Source organism: Campylobacter ureolyticus (assembly GCF_027277485.1).
GTDB classification, from domain to species: Bacteria; Campylobacterota; Campylobacteria; order Campylobacterales; family Campylobacteraceae; genus Campylobacter_B; species Campylobacter_B ureolyticus_B.
In genome coordinates, this window is sequence record NZ_JAPXGQ010000002.1 from 11,780 (window position 1) to 29,445 (window position 17,666).

The 17,666-nt window shown below is 29.0% G+C and carries 16 protein-coding genes; 9 read left to right on the forward strand and 7 right to left on the reverse strand.

Annotated elements, in window-relative coordinates; genetic code table 11:
- The first annotated feature begins 32 nt into the window (after positions 1–32).
- The 5 genes from O6B72_RS01070 (at position 33) to O6B72_RS01090 (ending at position 5,857) form a co-directional block, all read left to right on the forward strand.
- Positions 33–1,004, forward strand: a complete 972-nt coding sequence (locus O6B72_RS01070; RefSeq protein WP_269491967.1) for an HlyD family efflux transporter periplasmic adaptor subunit — start codon at positions 33–35, stop codon at positions 1,002–1,004.
- Positions 1,001–2,644: an ATP-binding cassette domain-containing protein gene (locus tag O6B72_RS01075; RefSeq protein WP_269491968.1), complete on the forward strand. Its 1,644-nt coding sequence runs from the start codon at positions 1,001–1,003 to the stop codon at positions 2,642–2,644. Before O6B72_RS01070 ends, O6B72_RS01075 begins: the two co-directional genes overlap by 4 nt.
- The gene (locus O6B72_RS01080) at positions 2,634–3,725 is read left to right on the forward strand and encodes an ABC transporter permease (protein ID WP_269491969.1); all 1,092 of its coding nucleotides are present in this window, start codon (positions 2,634–2,636) and stop codon (positions 3,723–3,725) included. Before O6B72_RS01075 ends, O6B72_RS01080 begins: the two co-directional genes overlap by 11 nt.
- On the forward strand, positions 3,722–4,768 hold the full coding sequence (locus O6B72_RS01085) for an ABC transporter permease (protein WP_269491970.1): 1,047 nt from the start codon (positions 3,722–3,724) through the stop codon (positions 4,766–4,768). Before O6B72_RS01080 ends, O6B72_RS01085 begins: the two co-directional genes overlap by 4 nt.
- Positions 4,769–5,032: 264 nt before the next feature.
- Positions 5,033–5,857, forward strand: a complete 825-nt coding sequence (locus O6B72_RS01090; protein ID WP_258298420.1) for a class I SAM-dependent methyltransferase — start codon at positions 5,033–5,035, stop codon at positions 5,855–5,857.
- 42 nt (positions 5,858–5,899) lie between these two features.
- Here O6B72_RS01090 and lpxD read toward each other — a convergent pair whose 3' ends face one another.
- Genes lpxD through O6B72_RS01105 form a run of 3 tightly spaced genes read right to left on the reverse strand, consistent with a single transcriptional unit; the run spans position 5,900 to position 9,023 of the window.
- Entirely contained in the window at positions 5,900–6,853 is a 954-nt protein-coding gene (gene lpxD / locus O6B72_RS01095) for a UDP-3-O-(3-hydroxymyristoyl)glucosamine N-acyltransferase (RefSeq protein ID WP_269491971.1), read from the reverse strand.
- 1 nt (position 6,854) lies between these two features.
- Entirely contained in the window at positions 6,855–7,325 is a 471-nt protein-coding gene (ilvN, locus tag O6B72_RS01100; RefSeq protein WP_024961659.1) for an acetolactate synthase small subunit, read from the reverse strand.
- A gap of 9 nt (positions 7,326–7,334) precedes the next feature.
- Complete coding sequence (locus O6B72_RS01105) at positions 7,335–9,023, reverse strand: acetolactate synthase large subunit (RefSeq protein ID WP_101637362.1); 1,689 nt, start codon at positions 9,021–9,023, stop codon at positions 7,335–7,337.
- 170 nt (positions 9,024–9,193) lie between these two features.
- Between O6B72_RS01105 and pta the strand changes: the two genes are divergently transcribed.
- Genes pta through O6B72_RS01125 form a run of 4 tightly spaced genes read left to right on the forward strand, consistent with a single transcriptional unit; the run spans position 9,194 to position 13,710 of the window.
- Positions 9,194–10,675, forward strand: a complete 1,482-nt coding sequence (gene pta / locus O6B72_RS01110; RefSeq protein ID WP_269491972.1) for a phosphate acetyltransferase — start codon at positions 9,194–9,196, stop codon at positions 10,673–10,675.
- A 1-nt stretch (position 10,676) separates the two neighbouring features.
- Complete coding sequence (locus tag O6B72_RS01115) at positions 10,677–11,879, forward strand: acetate kinase (protein ID WP_101637364.1); 1,203 nt, start codon at positions 10,677–10,679, stop codon at positions 11,877–11,879.
- Positions 11,880–11,895: 16 nt separating this feature from the next.
- Positions 11,896–12,171, forward strand: a complete 276-nt coding sequence (locus O6B72_RS01120; protein WP_018713166.1) for a hypothetical protein — start codon at positions 11,896–11,898, stop codon at positions 12,169–12,171.
- Positions 12,172–12,177: 6 nt separating this feature from the next.
- Complete coding sequence (locus tag O6B72_RS01125; protein ID WP_269491973.1) at positions 12,178–13,710, forward strand: ABC1 kinase family protein; 1,533 nt, start codon at positions 12,178–12,180, stop codon at positions 13,708–13,710.
- Positions 13,711–13,722: 12 nt separating this feature from the next.
- Here O6B72_RS01125 and O6B72_RS01130 read toward each other — a convergent pair whose 3' ends face one another.
- From O6B72_RS01130 to O6B72_RS01145, 4 genes are all read right to left on the reverse strand, one after another.
- Positions 13,723–14,457 (reverse strand): ABC transporter ATP-binding protein, encoded by a 735-nt coding sequence (locus O6B72_RS01130; RefSeq protein WP_269491974.1) that lies wholly within the window; start codon positions 14,455–14,457, stop codon positions 13,723–13,725.
- Positions 14,447–15,427, reverse strand: a complete 981-nt coding sequence (locus O6B72_RS01135; protein WP_269491975.1) for a FecCD family ABC transporter permease — start codon at positions 15,425–15,427, stop codon at positions 14,447–14,449. Before O6B72_RS01135 ends, O6B72_RS01130 begins: the two co-directional genes overlap by 11 nt.
- 16 nt (positions 15,428–15,443) lie before the next feature.
- On the reverse strand, positions 15,444–16,466 hold the full coding sequence (locus O6B72_RS01140) for an ABC transporter substrate-binding protein (RefSeq protein WP_269491465.1): 1,023 nt from the start codon (positions 16,464–16,466) through the stop codon (positions 15,444–15,446).
- Between the two features lie 104 nt (positions 16,467–16,570).
- Entirely contained in the window at positions 16,571–17,635 is a 1,065-nt protein-coding gene (locus O6B72_RS01145; RefSeq protein ID WP_269491976.1) for a CapA family protein, read from the reverse strand.
- Between the last annotated feature and the right edge of the window lie 31 nt (positions 17,636–17,666).

A 17,666-nucleotide genomic window follows, 5' to 3' on the forward strand; every position in this document is an offset into this window, starting at 1 on the left:
TTATTACCACATCTTAATGTTAGGTTTATAATATGAAAAAAGCTGTTACTATTTTACTTATTATTGGTTTTATCATTATTGGATATTTCTTTTTTCAAAAACAAAATTTGCTTAAAAACAATGAGCTTGTCTTTTATGGAAATATTGACTCGCAAACCTCAACACTTTCATTTAGATTTTTAGGTGAAATTTCAGAAATTTATAAAGATGAAGGGAATTTAGTTAAGGCTGGAGATAAGCTTGCAGAACTTGATAAAAGCTATCTTTTAAATAAACTAGATGAGCTAAAATCTCAAATTTCATTAAATGAAATAAAACTTTCCAAGCTTGAAAAAGGTTTTAGACAAGAAGATATAGCTAAAGCAAAGGCAAATTTAGATATTTCAAAAGCAAGTTTAAATGAAGCAAGGATAAGTTTTAATAGACAAGCAAAACTCATAAAACTAAAAGCAACATCAGAAGATGCCTATACAAAAGCTAAATCAAACCTAGAAAGTCTTGAAGCAAATTTTGACCTCGCAAAGGCAGAATATGAAAAGTTAAAAAATGGCTATGAAAAAGAAGATATTGCATCTCAAATTGAACTTATAAACTCACTTAAAATAAATGCCGAAAAAATTAAACTAGATATGCAAAACTACTCATTGACTTCACCAATTGATGGTGTTATACAGACTAAATTTAAAGAAATTGGTGAAATTGCAAACCCAGGCGAACCCGTTTTTGAAATATCGAAAAAAGATAATTTTTTTGTTAGAGCCTATATAGATGAGCCATACATGGGAAAAATTAAAATTGGAGATAAAGTTTTAGTATATTCAGATATTAAAGATGAGCCATATACAGGTCATATTAGCTTTATTTCAAATATTGCTGAATTTACACCAAAAAATGTTCAAACTATAAAACTAAGAGCCGATTTGGTCTATAGATTTAAAGTAGATATTGATAAAAGTGATGATAAGCTAAAACAGGGAATGCCAGTACACATAAAACTAAAATGATAAAAGCTGTTAATTTAGAAAAGAAATTTAAAAATACAATTGCAATTAACAATATAAGCTTTGAAGCAAAAAGTGGTCTCATAACAGGCTTGGTAGGATCTGATGGAGCTGGAAAAACAACACTTTTAAGACTTCTTGTTGGTCTTATGAAACCAACTTCTGGAAACCTTGAAGTACTTGGCTTTAAAATGCCAAACTCGAGTCAAGAATTTTTATCAAGCATTGGATATATGCCTCAAAATTTTGGACTATACGAAGAGCTAAGCTGCTATGAAAACCTAAAGCTTTATGCTACTTTGCAAGATATTCAAAACCAAAATGATAGAATAAATGAACTTTTAGAATTTACAAAACTAGCTCCATTTAAAAATAGATTTGCTAAAAATTTAAGTGGCGGAATGAAACAAAAGCTTGCACTTTCTTGTGCTCTAATAAGAAAGCCAAAACTTCTTTTATTAGATGAGCCAGGAGTTGGAGTTGATCCGATAGCTAGAAAAGAGCTTTGGAATATGACAAAAGAACTCCAAAAAGATGGTATTACTGTAATTTGGGCAACATCATACCAAGATGAGGCAAATTTATGCGATGAAGTCATAATGCTAAACGAAGGTGAAATTTTACTTCATGAAAATCCACAAAACGCTAAAAAAATACTTAAAAATAGAGTATTTTTAATAAATATTGATGACAAAAAAACATATCTTGATACTCTAAAATCAAACCCAAATATATTGGATGCTTCTATTTTAGGGGATGATATAAAATTTAGTATTAGAAAAAATGCTAAATTTGAAATTCCAAAAAATGCTAAAACTATAGAACCAAGTTTTGAAGATCTTTTTTTAGATCTATTAAACCCAAAAAATATAAAAATTTCATCTTTAAAAACAGATATTTTTAAAAGCGATAAGCCAGTTATACAAGCCATAAATCTAACTAAGAAATTTGGTGATTTTACAGCTACAAATAATATAAATTTTAGTGTAAATAGTGGAGAAATTTTTGGGCTTTTGGGGCCAAATGGAGCTGGTAAATCAACTACTTTTAAAATGCTTTGTGGGCTTTTAAAACCAACTAGTGGAAAAGCATTAGTTTTAGGTCAAGATTTATATGAAAAAGCTCAAGAAACTAAACAAAAAATAGGCTACATGGCACAAAAATTTTCTCTTTATCAAAATTTAAATCTAACTGATAATTTAGATTTTTTTGCGGGAATTTATGGCTTAAAAGGAAAGCAAAGAAAAGAAAAAATTGAGCAAATGATAGAAACTTTTGAGTTTAAAAAATACCTTAAATCAACTGTTTTAGAACTTCCTCTTGGTATAAAACAACGCCTTAGTTTAGCTTGTGCGATAATGCATGAACCATCGGTATTATTCTTAGATGAGCCTACTAGTGGAGTTGATAGTGTAACAAGGCGTGAGTTTTGGACTCATATAAATACTCTTTCAAAAAATGGAGTAAGTGTTATGGTAACAACTCATTTAATGGATGAAGCCGAGCTTTGCGATAAAATAATGATAATTTATAAAGGCAAAGATATAAAAACAGGCTCACCTAGTAAAATAAAAAGTGATATTAAAAACAATGCAACAATGGAGGAAGCTTTTATAAAGCTTGTAAAAGATTATGAAGATTAAAAATATTAAAGCAATTGCCTATAAAGAAACTTTACAAGTTTTTAGAGATCCAAGTTCTATTTTAATTGCTTTTATCTTACCATTAATTTTGCTTTTTTTAATGGGGTATGCTGTTTCGCTTGATTCAAAAAATATTAAATTTGGTATAGTTTCTCATTCAAATCTCACAAATGATTTAATATCAAATTTTATGGCTTCAAAATTTTTTAATACCGAAGCTGGAAGTAATAAAGAAGAATTCATACAAAGAATTAAAAAAAATGATATAAAAGCACTTTTAATAATAGAAGATGATTTTTATAAAACACACAAAATTCAACTCTTATTAGATGGCAGTGAACCAAATACAGCAGGACTTATAGCAAAATACTCAAGCCAAATCATAAAAAATTGGGAAATTCAAAATAAAATAACAAGTAAACTAGAAAAAATAAATCCTATAAACTTGCAAACTCAAATGAGATTTAACTCAGAAATTTCAAGTAGATATTTTATAATACCAGGTTCAATTGCAGTTATAATGACATTAATAAGCACGCTTTTAACCGCTTTAGTAATAACAAGAGAGTGGGAAAGAGGTACGATGGAGGCTCTTTTAGCAACACCAATTAGTATGAATGAAATAATAATTGCAAAACTTATTCCATATCTATTTTTAGCTTTAGGCTCCATGTTAATGTGCTTTTTAGTCGCATTTTTTTGGTATGATGTTCCTTTTAGGGGTAGTATTTTGATACTTATAATAATGAGTATTATATATCTTTTTCCATCTTTGACTATGGGTCTTTTTATTTCATCTTTAACCAAAAGTCAATTTGTATCCGCTCAAGCTGCCATAATAGCTGGTTTTTTACCTGCTTTTTTAATTTCAGGAGCTATTTTTGAGATAAACAATATGCCTGAATTGCTTCAGTATTTTTCATATTTAATTCATGCAAGATATTTTGTTAGCTCACTTCAAACAATATTTTTAGTAGGAGATGTATATAAGATATTTATATTTGATATTATCGGGATGATTATTGTTGGGATATTATTTTTTATACTTGTAAATTTTAAACTAAAAAGGAGCTTAGATTGAGAATTCTTGCACTTATTAAAAAAGAGTTTTTATCCATAATTAAAGATAAACAAAACTCAATTATTGTTTTTTTAGCTCCACTAATTCAGCTTTTAATTTTTTCTTTTTCAATAAATTTAGACATTAAAAATATAGACTTAGCTATTTTTAATCAAAGCAATAGCAAACAAACAAAAGAAATCTTATATAAATTTGAAGGCTCAAGATATATTAGAAATATCTATATGGTGAAAAGTTATGAAGAAGCAAATAAACTATTAGAACTAAAAAAAGCTATCTCCATAGTTGTTTTTCCACCAAATTTTGGAATTAAAGATAATAATATACAGGTAATATCTGATGGACGCCGCTCAAATTCAGCTCAAATAGCAGAAAGCTATATCCTATCAATGACAAATGAAAACAATAGCCTTGAAATTAGAAATTTATATAATCCAAATTTAAATAATTATTGGTGGATTTTACCAAGTGTTTTTGGCTCAGTTAGCCTAGTATCAGCTTTTGCGCTAACTGCTATGTCAATAGCAAGAGAAAGAGAACTTGGTACTTTTGATCAAATTTTAGTATCTCCTCTTTCAGCATTTCAAATAATGCTTGGAAAACTTATCCCTGCGATAATTATAAGTATTTTTAATGCCACTATTATACTTTTAATTGCATTTTTTGGTTTTCATATACCATTAGTTGGAGATTTATGGCTTTTGTATCTTGGAGTGATAGTATTTTTATTTAGCGTTTGCGGTATTGGTCTTTTTGTCTCATCAATATCAAAAACACAACAACAAGCCATACTTTATACTTTTGTATTTTTACTACCTTCATTTTTATTATCAGGTTTTGCAACTCCTGTTGAAAATATGCCAAATTGGCTTGAGCCTTTTACAAATTTAGTAACTTTAAAATATTACTTGCTATTTTTAAGGAGTATATTTTTAAAAGATATAAGTTTTATCGATAGTTTGGAGTACTTAATACCTATGTTTTTAATAGGCATAGTCTCTTTTATATTTGCAATGCAGTTTTTTAAAAGAAAAAGTAGTTAAAAATTTAATTACTAATTTTGCTTTGGATTATACCTTGATAAAAAAATCATTTTATCAGGCTTTGAAACTGATATATGCATATTAAATTCATGATTTATATATTAATTCAAAATTTCTTTATTTAGCCACACAAAATCATTAAAAACCAATTTTTATCCTTTTAAAAATATTAATTAAAAGCTGAAATTTTATATAAAAATTCCTAAAAAATTTAATAAATATAAGTTATAATAATGATATTGATTTTTATAAAAAGGAAAAAATATGGAAAAGATAAAATTTAGCGATGGGGTTAGTGAGACTTTACTTATAAATTTATATTTTAGAAGTCTTGAAAATTTAGTTAAAAAGCCTATTTTAAAAGATGAGTTTTCAGGTGAAATTGTTAAACACCTAGACTATGATTTTTCTAAATTCGATAAAAGTAAATTGAGCCGTGTTGGAACAGTAATTAGAGCTAAATTTTTTGATGATGAAATTTTAAAAATAGCAAATGAAAATAAAAATTGTGATTTAGTCATCATTCAAGTTGGAGCTGGGCTTGATACGCGCCCTTTAAGACTTGAAAGTAAAATTTCAAACGCTATTTTTTACGACCTTGACTTGTGTGATGTTATAAATTTGCGTGAAAAACTGGTAAAAAAAGCTAAAAATAATTTTTATATAACATCATCAATGTTTGAAACTTCTTGGATGGATGAGCTTGTTAGTAAGCATAAAAATGCTAAATTTATCTTTGTATTAGAAGGCGTTACAATGTATTTTGAAAAGCCTAAATTAAAAGAGTTTTTTAAAAATTTACTTGATAGATTTCAGGGTGTTTTAATGGCTGATTTTTTAAATAAATTTGCTGCAAATTTCCCTCAAAGCCGCCATGATGCCATGAAATTTATAAAAAATGCAAAGTTTAAATTTGGAATTGATAGCGAAGATGAAATTTTAGAATTTGATGACAGGCTTAAATTTATTAAAAAAGGTGTAATGTTTGATATGTATAAAAATAGATGGGGAATTTTAGGTTTTATTTTAAGAAATTTCGTTCCAAAAGTTAAAAACTCATGCAATATGTATATTTTTAAACTAAATTAAAAATATTTAAATCATTAAAAGTAAGCAAAAGAGAGCGAAATTTTAGCTCTCTTTTTTAAAAAAGCGGTGGATTTTAGCATTTATTTTTAGCCACTCTTTTAGTTCATATATTGGATGGCCAGCATATTGTTTAAAGCCTTCTAAATTCTTACTAACTCCACCCCTTGCTGCTATTTGAGCAAAATCTCCAACTTTCACATGCCCAGCAGAGCCACTTTGTCCACCCATTACAACATTTCTACCAAGTATTGTTGAGCCAGATATTCCTGTTTGTGAAACTATTAAGCAGTTATTTCCAAGTTCACAATTATGCCCTACTTGAACAAGATTATCTATTTTTGTGCCAGATTTTATTATAGTTGGTTTAAAAACTCCCCTATCTATCGTAGTTCCAGCCCCTATTTCAACATCATCTTCTATTATTACATTTCCATTATGATGAATTTTTACATGCTTTCCGTCTTTTGTATGAGCATATCCAAAACCATCACTTCCAACAACGCTATTTGCATGAATTATGCAATTATTTCCTATAATTGTGTCATTATAAATAACAACATTTGGATAAATAATGCAATTTTTACCTATCTTTACATTATCACCAATATAAGCTCCAGGCATTATTAAAGTACTTTCATCTATTGATGAGTCAAACCCAACATAAGCATTTTTCATTATTGTAGCTGTTTTATCGATATTTGCTACATTACCATGCCTAATTAATTCTTTTTTAAAATATTTACTTAAAATAGCAAAACTAAGATGTGGGTTTTGACAAACTAAAACTCTAATATGCCCTGGAACATGATTTAACATTTTTTCACTTACTAAAACAGCTCCTGCTTTAGTGTGTTCGAGAAATTTTATATTTTTTGCTCCATCACAATAACTAAGCTCATTTTCTAAAGCCAAATCAAGTGAATTTATAGCCTTTATGTCAAAATCATCACCACTAAACTCAATATTTAATATTTCACAAATTTTACTAAGCAGCATTTTACATCTCCATTATAACCGAACCACTTCTTACTATATCAATCGGATTATATTTTTTCATAGTTTTTACAAAACTATCTATTCTAAGCGAGTCATCACACGCCATAACTATTAAAATTTCATCGTCGCTATTTGCAACGCTTCCATTATATGATTTTAAAACAGCATCAAGTCCTGATAAATTTTCTAAAAGCGAAATTTTAACTAAAGCCATCTCTTTTTCTACAAATTCACCTTCTTCTATAACTTTGTAAATAGGAATTAATTTATAAAGTTGTTTAACTATTTGCTCAAACGCTTTACCATCACCACTTGTTACAATACTAACTCTTGAAAATTCCGTATTTGGAACAGGAGCAACAGTTAAGCTGTCTATGTTATATCCACGACCAGAAAAAAGACCTACTATCCTTGATAAAACACCGTGCTCGTTTAATACTATAACTGAAATTAATCTTCTTTTATCTTTCATTTTAAAACCTTATTTAAGTATCATATTATATAACGCACCACCAGCTGGAACCATAGGAACAACATTTTCAAATCTATCTATTCTTGCATCAATCAAAGTTGTCTTTTTACTTTTTATAGCTTCTTTAAGAGCGTTTCTAAACTCATCTTTTGTATTTGCAACAAAACCTTTTCCGCCAAAACTCTCAATTAATTTTACAAAATCAGGCTGATTGCTAATGTCAGTTGAAGCAAACCTTTCTTTGTAAAAAAGACTTTGCCACTGTCTTACCATTCCTAAAAATTTATTATTTAATACTATATTTATGATAGGAAGTTTGTTTTCACAAATAGTTTGAAATTCTTGTAAATTCATCAATACTCCACCATCTCCATTAAAATTTACTACAACACCATTTTTATTTGCCATCGCTGCTCCAAGAGCTGCTGGAAGACCATATCCCATGGTTCCTAAACCTCCACTTGTTAAAAGTGTTCTTGGGTTTTTAAAAGGATAGTATTGAGCCACCCACATTTGATGCTGCCCAACATCAGTTACTATAATAGCTTTTTCATCATCTATAATTTTAGCAGTTTCTTCTATTACCCACTGTGGTTTTAAAACTTCATCGCTATCATTAAATTTAAGAGGGTGAATCTTATCATAAGTTTTTAAGATGTTTCTCCACTCTTTAAAAGAGTTAGAATCTACTTCATTTTTTAATAATGGTATTAAATCCTCAAGCACATTTTTTATATCGCCAACTATAGGATAATCAGCATTTACAATCTTAGAAATTGAACTTGGATCTATGTCAATATGAATAATTTTTGCATTTTTTGCAAACTCGCTTAATTTTCCAGTTACCCTATCATCAAATCTTGCTCCAATACAAAATATCAAATCAGCTTCACTCATAGCCATATTTGCAGCATATTTGCCGTGCATTCCGACCATCCCAAGATTTAATTCATCATCACTTCTTAAAGTCCCAAGCGCCATTAGTGTTTCAACTGCAGGAATTTTTGAAATTTCTGATAGTTTTCTAATCTCATTTGTTGCATTTGAGCTAATTACTCCACCACCTAAATATAAAAGAGGTTTTTTTGATTTTGATATTAAATTTACAGCTTTTTTAATCTGTCTTTGATTTCCTTTATAGGTTGGTTTATATGTTTTCATTGAAATTTCTTCTGGATAGCAGAACTCACCAAGAGCGGCACTTATATCTTTTGGGATATCAATGTGTACTGGACCAGGTCTGCCACTTCTTGCAATATAAAAAGCCTCTTTTAATACTCTTGGAAGCTCTTCAATGGTTTTTACTAAATAATTATGTTTAACACATGGTCTTGAAATTCCAACAGCATCAATTTCTTGAAAAGCATCTGTTCCAATGAGTGAATTAGCTACTTGACCACTTATTAACACAAGTGGTATTGAATCCATATATGCAGTTGCAAGTCCTGTTATTGTATTTGTAAATCCAGGACCACTTGTTACTATGCAAACTCCAACTTTTCCAGTTACTCTTGCATATCCATCGGCTGCGTGGGCTGCAGCTTGCTCATGTCTAGTTAAAATAAGCTCAAAATCTTTCTCATCATAAGTTGCATCAAATATATTTAATGCTGCCCCTCCTGGATATCCAAAAACTACTTTTACGCCTTCGTTTTTTAGTGCTTGCATTATCATTTGTGAACCAGTAAGCTTTGACATTTTGTTTTTACCTTTAAAATAAAATGCAATATTGTATCAAAACAATATTAATTTAAAATGATAAACTTAGTTAAATTTTATAAGTTTTTAGACTAAATTTAGCTAAATTTATATGCTTTTTATAAAATTATAACTACAATATATAGAAATAACAATTAAAAGGAGTTTTTATGAAAAATGGACTATTTATTTTAAGTAGTGATAATGTAAACAAAAGTGAGTTTAAAACCCTATCATTTATAAAAGAAATTTTTAGTACTAAATTTAAAAAAATAGCTATTTTTTCTCCGCTTTATAATGAGCATATATCTTCAATAAGCTGTTTTTGCAAAGATGATTTTCAAAGTTATTTTTCAAATCAAAAAGAACTAAGATTAAAAACAATAAAAAAATATGAGGAGATTTTAGAAAAAAATGACTTTGTTATCATAATAGGTGATAAGAATAAATTTAATGCTAATCTAGCAAAAGATCTTAATTTGCCTATTTTAACAGAATATTTAGATGCTGATGAAGCAAAATTTGATGAGCTTAAAAGCACTTTGGATTTTTCTTATAGTGTAGCTGATAAAATTTATTTTAATGGAAGTAATAAATTTGTTTCAACTAGTATTTTAGAGGTAAAGCCACAAATTTTCTTTGATGAGTTAGAAAATACAAAAACAAATTTTAAGACTCCAATTAAATTTGAATACGAACTTTATAAAAAAGCGAAATCAAATTTAAAAACCGTAGTTTTACCCGAAAGCGAAGATGAGAGAATTTTAAAAGCATCTGATATTTTGCTTAAAAAAGAGGCTGTAAATGTCATTTTACTAGGTGAGCCTGATGATATAGATAAAAAAGCAAAAAATTTAAAGTTAAACCTCTCAAAAGCAACAATTATCAACCCTTTAAAAAGCGAACTTTTAGATGAGTTTGTAAATAAATTTTATGAGCTTAGAAAACATAAAGGCATAAATTTAGAAGATGCAAAAAAAATTATGCTTGATAAAAACTACTTTGCAACAATGCTTGTTTTAGTCGGAAAAGCTGATGCTATGATAAGTGGTGCTGTTGGAACTACGGCTGATACTATCCGCCCTGCTTTACAACTTATTAAGACAAAAGAGGGAATTTCAACAGTTAGTGGGGCTTTTTTAATGTGTTTAGAAGATGAGGTTTTAGTTTTTGGGGATTGCGCTGTGGTGCCTGAGCCAACTGCTAAAGAGCTTTGTGATATTGCCATATCTTTATCATCTACAGCAAAATCTTTTGGTATTGAGCCTAAAATCGCACTTCTTAGCTACTCAACTGGTGAAAGTGGCAAGGGAAAAAGTGTTGATAAAGTAAAAGAGGCTTTAAATTTAGCAAAAGAGAGTTTGGGCGAAAATGTTGATGGACCACTTCAATTTGATGCTGCAATTGATGAAAAAGTAGCGAAGAAAAAAATGCCAAATTCAAAAGTAGCAGGCAAAACAAATACCTTTGTCTTTCCAGATCTAAACTCAGGAAATATCACCTATAAAGCAGTTCAAAGACTAACAGGATGCATTGCAATGGGACCTATTTTGCAAGGACTAAAAAAACCAGTAAATGACTTAAGTAGAGGTGCGAGTGTAGAAGATATCGTAAATACAGTGCTAATTAGCGCAATTCAAGCAGGAAATTGATATGAAAATTTTAGTATTAAACTCAGGAAGTAGTTCAATTAAATTTAAACTTTTTGATATGAATGGGCGAAATGTCATTTTAGATGGCTTTATTGAAGAAATTGGAAGTGATCATTCTAGAGTTAATATCAACTATAGCAATGAGCCTTTTGTAAAAGATGTCGCCATAAAAGACCACTTAGAGGGTATGGACTACCTAAATAATTTTTTTAAAAAAAGCAAAATTTTAAAAGATTTTAGTGAACTTGATGGCATAGGTCATAGAGTTGTTCATGGGGGAAATAAATTTCAAGACTCAGTCATTATAGATGATGAAGTTATAAAAACTATCGATGAACTTTCAGAGCTTGCCCCACTTCACAACCCTGGACATTTAGCAGGAATTAGAAGTGCTATGGCTGAAGCACCAAATGTCCCGAATGTCGCGGTATTTGACACAGTTTTTCACCAAACAATGCCGCAATATGCTTATATGTATGCAATTCCGTATGAATATTACGAAAAATATGATGTTAGAAAATATGGCTTTCACGGAACTTCACACAAATATGTTACAGAGCAAGCCGCAAACTACATGGGAATAAGACTAGATGCCTTTAATGCCATTTCACTTCATATTGGAAATGGTGCAAGTGTAACTGCCATAAAAGGTGGAAAAAGCATAGATACATCAATGGGTATATCACCACTTGAAGGACTTATGATGGGAACAAGAAGCGGAGATATTGATCCTGCAGCACTTTATCACATCGCCAAAGTAACAAATAAAAATCAAGCAGAAATTGACTATATGCTGAATAAGGAAAGCGGTCTTTTGGGAATTTGCGGTATGAGTGACATTAGAAAAGTAAAGAGAATGATTTTGGATCAAGATGACGAAAGAGCAAAGTTAGCTTACAATATGTACATGTATAGGATCACAAAATATATTGGTTCATACTTTGCTATTATGGGGAGAGTTGATGCTATAATCTTTACAGCTGGAGTTGGCGAAAACTACGCTCACTTAAGAGCTGATATTTGTAAAACAATAAATCACTTTGGCGTTAATATTGATGATGATTTAAATGAGTTAAAAAGCAACTCAATTAGATTTATAACCAAAAGAGACTCAGTTATAAGGGCTTTGGTAGTACCAACAAATGAAGAGCTTGCCATCGCACTAGAGGTTAGAAAACTTATCAAAAATAAAAATTTCATCTAAATTTGAAGGATAAATTATGCTAAAAGATATGCTTTATATAACAGCCGGTGGGTTTTTGACCATCAAAGATAAAGTCCAAAAAGAACTAAATGCTCTTGAAAATCGCGGTAAAATCACAAAAGAAGATAGTCAAGCTTTTGTAGATAGACTTTATGAAAGAGCTAGAGCTGAGCATAATGAAAATATGGAGTATTTTAAAGAAGTTGTTAATGAGCTAAATTTGGCAAGCAAAGATGACATTGCAAGAGTTGAAAAAAAACTTGATGAGATTTTAAAAAAGATGAAAAGCTAGGTAAAAATGACAAAAAATCTCTATAGTCCGCTAAGAATCTATAAGATTTTTCATCTTTTACTAACATTTTATCTACTCATTAAAAGACGTGAGAGCTTTTTGTTTATAAAAAGCATAAAAGCCAATAAAATCACATCTTACATCAACTATCTTGGTCCAAGTTTTATAAAAATGGCACAGGTTTTAGCCACAAGAAGTGATTTTTTCCCACCTAATTATCTAAATGAGCTTAAAAAAATACATGATAATTTGCCACCAATGAGCCAAAACGAGCTAGAGAAAGTCTATGAAGACAAAGGTTTTATAAATTTTAACCAAACTCCAATAGCAAGTGCATCTATTGGGCAAGTACATGAGGCTTTTTTAAAAGATGGTAGTAAAGTTGCCATAAAAATAAGGCGATACAATATAGATAAAATCGTAAAAACTGATATAAAAATCATCTCTTTTTTAAACAAAATTTTTAAGCCACTTTTTTCGCACTATACAAAAAACTCAATAGAAGCGGTAATTAACGAGTTTGCAAGCACTATTATAAAAGAAACTAGTATGAGAATAGAGCTTTCAAATTTAAAGAAATTTTCTAAAATATATTGCAATTCAAACATTATTTTTCCAAAATATTACGAAGAGCTTAGCAACGATAATATGCTTGTAATGAGCTTTGAGGAGGGATTTAGGTTTGATGATAGAAAAAATATTGAAAAATTTAAAATTGATATTAAAAAAGCGATAAATGACCTAGTTTTGTTTTATGTAGAGCAAATGCTTATAAAGGGCTATTTTCATGCTGATCCTCATCCCGGAAATGTCTTTATAAATAAAAAATCACAGATAATTTTACTTGATTTTGGCATGGTAAAATCAGTATCAAATGAAACTAGACTTAACATAATCTCACTTTTAAAAGCTGCAAATGAGCAAAACTATGAAGAGTATATCACCGCTTGTAAAAATCTTGGAATTAGTGCTTATGAAACACCGACTACGATGCTTGCTGAGTTTGTAGAACAAATTTTTGATATATTTTCAAATGACTCACTAAGCAAAACAACAATGCAAGATTTAGCCTTTGAAGTTATGGCAAATACCGCTAAATTTCCCTTCAAACTCCCAGCTGAAGCTATCTATATCCTAAGAGTAAGTGCCATTATAGAGGGTCTTGGTACTAGCTATTTAGAAAATTTTAACGGTATAAAAGACATACTTCCAATCTTAGTTAAAAATATTCCACGAGCAGTTGGTGCAAAAGAGACTTTAGTTGATACTATATTTGATGAATTACAAGAGTTTCCACAAAACTTACACTATATAAAAACAAGTTTTAATAAGATAAGTTCGGGACAGATAGAAACAAATATCTCTAAATCGCAACTTGAATACTTTAAAAAGGTAATTGATGAAAAGGTTGTAGAACTAATTTTTGGACTAATTTTAATCCTAACTTCATTTTTCATCTTACTTTTAGACAGAGATTTTAAATTTATAGCCACTGCTTTTTTTATAGCTGGTGTTTTAAGGCTAATTTATAAAAAATAGTTTTAAAAAAAATTAATCAAAAAGAGTAATTAAATAATCTTTGTTTTCGAATTTAACACTCTCAACTCTAACATCATATAGTTTTGTTAAGTTACTAGGCGTTAAAACATCATCTGTGTTACCAAATTCATAACTTAAATCATCATATAAAATCAATGTTTTATCGGCTATTGCGTGGGCATGATTTGGATTGTGTGTAGTGAAAATAACAGTTAAATTTAACTCTTTTTTTAGATTTTTTATAAGTGATAAAACTTTGTTTTGATTTTTTAAATCCATTGCACTAAATGGCTCATCAAGTATTAAAATTTTGTTATTAGGAACAATTGCACGGGCAAGTAAGACAAGCTGTTTTTGACCTCCTGATAAAGTGGCATATAATCTATTCTTTAATGATAAAATCCCTAAAATTTCAAGTGCTTTTTCACTTTTTTCGTAATCATTTTTTGATGGTGTTTTGAATAAAGAAATTTTACTAGCTAAGCCCATTAAAACAACATCTATCACACTATAATTAAAATTTAAAGAGAGATTTTGACTAAGATATGAAAAACTTTGATTTATATTAACTTCTCCAATTTTTGGCTCTAAGATATCTATTAAATTATACAGCAAAGTGCTTTTACCTTGTCCATTTAGTCCTAAAATAGCTAAAGTTTCATCTTCATTTAAACCAAAAGATAAATCTTTAAAACAAAATTTATCTTTAGTATAGAAATAGCCCAAATTTAAAGCTTTAATTAGCATACTTATGATTCCTTTTTAATAAATATGCAAAAACTGGTGCTCCAATAAGTGCTGAAATTATCCCTATTGGAATCTCGCTTTGTGATAGAGTTCTAGCTAAATTATCAACTAAAAGCATAAAAATCATACCTATTATAAACGCCGTAGGAATACTTTTGATATGATTTGCCCCACATAAAAGCCTTGCAATATGCGGCACAATAAGTCCCACCCAGCCAATATTTCCACTAATACTTACTTGTGTTGCTACAAGTAATGTTGCAAGAATTAATATAAATGTTCTTAAAAAATTTATATTAATCTTTAGAGCCTTTAAGTCCTTTTCATCAAGACTTAAAAGATTAAAACGCCACCTCATTAAAATCAACATAACTATACAAGGAAGTGATACAATAAGTAAAATTTGAAGTTTGTCATAACTAGATGTTACAAAGCTTCCCATTAGCCAAAATACAATGTTTGGAAGTACATCTTCATTATCGGCTAGAAATTGCGTAAGACTTATCAAAGCACCGAAAAATCCATTTATAATAACACCTGCTAAAATTAATGTATAAATTGATGAATTTCTAACAAAATGCGCAATAAAAAATAAAATAGCTAAACCTAAAATTCCAAAACCAAATGCAAAAACTATAAGCCAAAATGCACCCAAACCAAATAATAAAGCTAAGCAACCACCAAATGAGGCAGCTGTACTTACACCAATAATTTTTGGATCAACCAATGGATTTTTAAAAAGACCTTGCAAGCAAATTCCGCAAAGTCCTAAAATGCCACCACAAATACTTGAAATTAAAATTCGTGGCAGCCTAATATCAAAAATAGCTGTTTTAATAGTGCTTTCACTTTGGCTAAAAACAGCACTTAAAATTTCACCAAAATTTGCACTAATTTGCCCTATTCCAAGTGAATATAATGCAAATAAAATCCAACAAACAGCTAAAAATAAAAATTTAGAATTTAGCAAAAAAATCCTTTAAATTTTACTTTCCATCATACTCGAATTGATAAAATTTCTTATAATACTCTTTGACCTTTTTATCTAAATCAAAATCTTTAAAAATATCTGGATAAAGTTTTTTAGCTATCCAAAATTCACCAATACTCATGGCCTCAGGTGTTGGATAACCCCAAGCTTTAGCATATTCTGGCATTAAATAAATTTTGTTATTTTTTATAGCATCCAAATTTTTTAATGATTTATCATTTTTTAACTCATCAACAACACTTGAATATCTTGCTTGAACAAAAATTATATCAGGATTCCAAGATAGTATTTTTTCAGCAGAAACTTGTTTGTAGCCTTTTATATCTTTAGCTGCGACATTTTCACCACCAGCGCGTTTAAAAATTATACTTGTATATTTTCCACTACCGTATGTTTGGTATTTAGGATTTGCCATATAAAGTTTAATTTTATCTTTTATGTTTTTAGTATATTCTTTTAACTCATTTTGTGAATTTTTTATGTAAGTAACGAGCTCTTTTGCGTTATCTTCTTTATCTGCAATTTTTCCAAGAAGCATAATTCCTTCATAAAGTCCATTATCGTATGAATACTCTTCATCTTCAAACTCAGGATTTACACTATCTTTTCCCGCACTACTATCTTTAAAAAAGCTCATCATAACTACAGGAATTTTTAATTCTTCTAGTTTTTCAATATAGCTCTTATCAATATAATTTGTAACGATAACAACATCTGGTTTTAAATTTAAAATACTTTCAAAATTTATAGTCTTTAAATCACCTGGTGTTGGAAGTTTATCAATACCATTAAAAAGCCTTTTATAGTCACTTCCAAGACGTTTTTCCCAGCTTTGCAAAACACCAACAATTTTATCCTTAGCACCTATTTGAACTAAAACATTTAAGCTTTGGTGCTGTAAAACCACTATCTTATCTACCTTATCTGGTAAGACTACTTCTCTATTTAATTGATCTTTAATTACACTTGCGTAAGTAAAGGTAATAAATAGCAATAAAACTGATAAAATCTTTTTCATAACTTATCCTTTCTAAGAAATGAAGTTATTATAATAATTTAGACATTAAAAAATCATTAAATTTAATTCTAAATTAATTTTTATACTTAAAGTAATATTAGAAATTATCTTACTTTTTTGCTAATATTTTCATAAGCTTTTTTTGCCCTAGCTTTTGGATTATCTATTAAAAATTTAGTTGAGTTTTTATCATAATTTTCATTTATTATATCCTTTACTAGAAAAACTTTTATAGTTTTTTTGCCGTTTTCAAAAACTGGATTTATCCATAAAGGATTATAAAAAACATCAACTATTTTAGTAGAATTCTCATCTTTTGATATTAAAATTTCATAAGCAATGCTTTGCTCGCTTTCGATATTACCAATCGTTTCAACTCTTTGATTTGATATAAAATTTCCACAAGAATACGCTATAAAGCCATTTTGATTATACCACGCAATCTCTTGTGAAACATGAGGATGATTTCCAATGACAGCATTTGCGCCAAAACTAATAATTTTTTTAGCTAAATTTTGCTGATTTTTGTTTGAATAGCTTTGATACTCTACACCCCAATGTGGAAAAACAATAATAAAATCAGCCCCATAGCTTAAAAGTTTATCAATATCACTTTTAATTTTTTCTTCATCTAAGAAATTTAATAAACTTTTTTCTTCAGAATTTAGTGAGTTTTCAAGCCCATTATAGCCATACGAGTAACTTAAAAGCCCTATTTTAACACCTTTTACTTCTAAAAGTTTAAATTTCTCATCCTTGCCTGTACCAAAACCAAAAAGTCCGGCATTTTCTATAGCCTTATTTGTCGTTAAAATACCGTCTATTCCGCCATCAAGAGCGTGATTATTAGCTGTTGATAAAGCATGAAAACCAGCATCTTTTAATGCTTTAAAAATTTCAGCTGGAGTATTAAAAAGTGGATATCCCTTATAAATTAAATTTGGATTTGATGAGCTTTCAAAATTTCCAATAACTAAATCAGCACTTTTTAAAAAATATTTAATATTGCTAAACTGTGCAGAAAAATCAAATCCGCTATTATTTTCATCATAAAATCTAGCATAATCAAGTTGTGGTTTATGTGTCATAATATCACCAGTAACAATGATTTTAACAACACTTGCAAAAGTAAAATTTATAAATAAAATTAAACTTAAAAAAAATTTCAAATTTCAACCTTAAAAAATTAATTTGCGATGT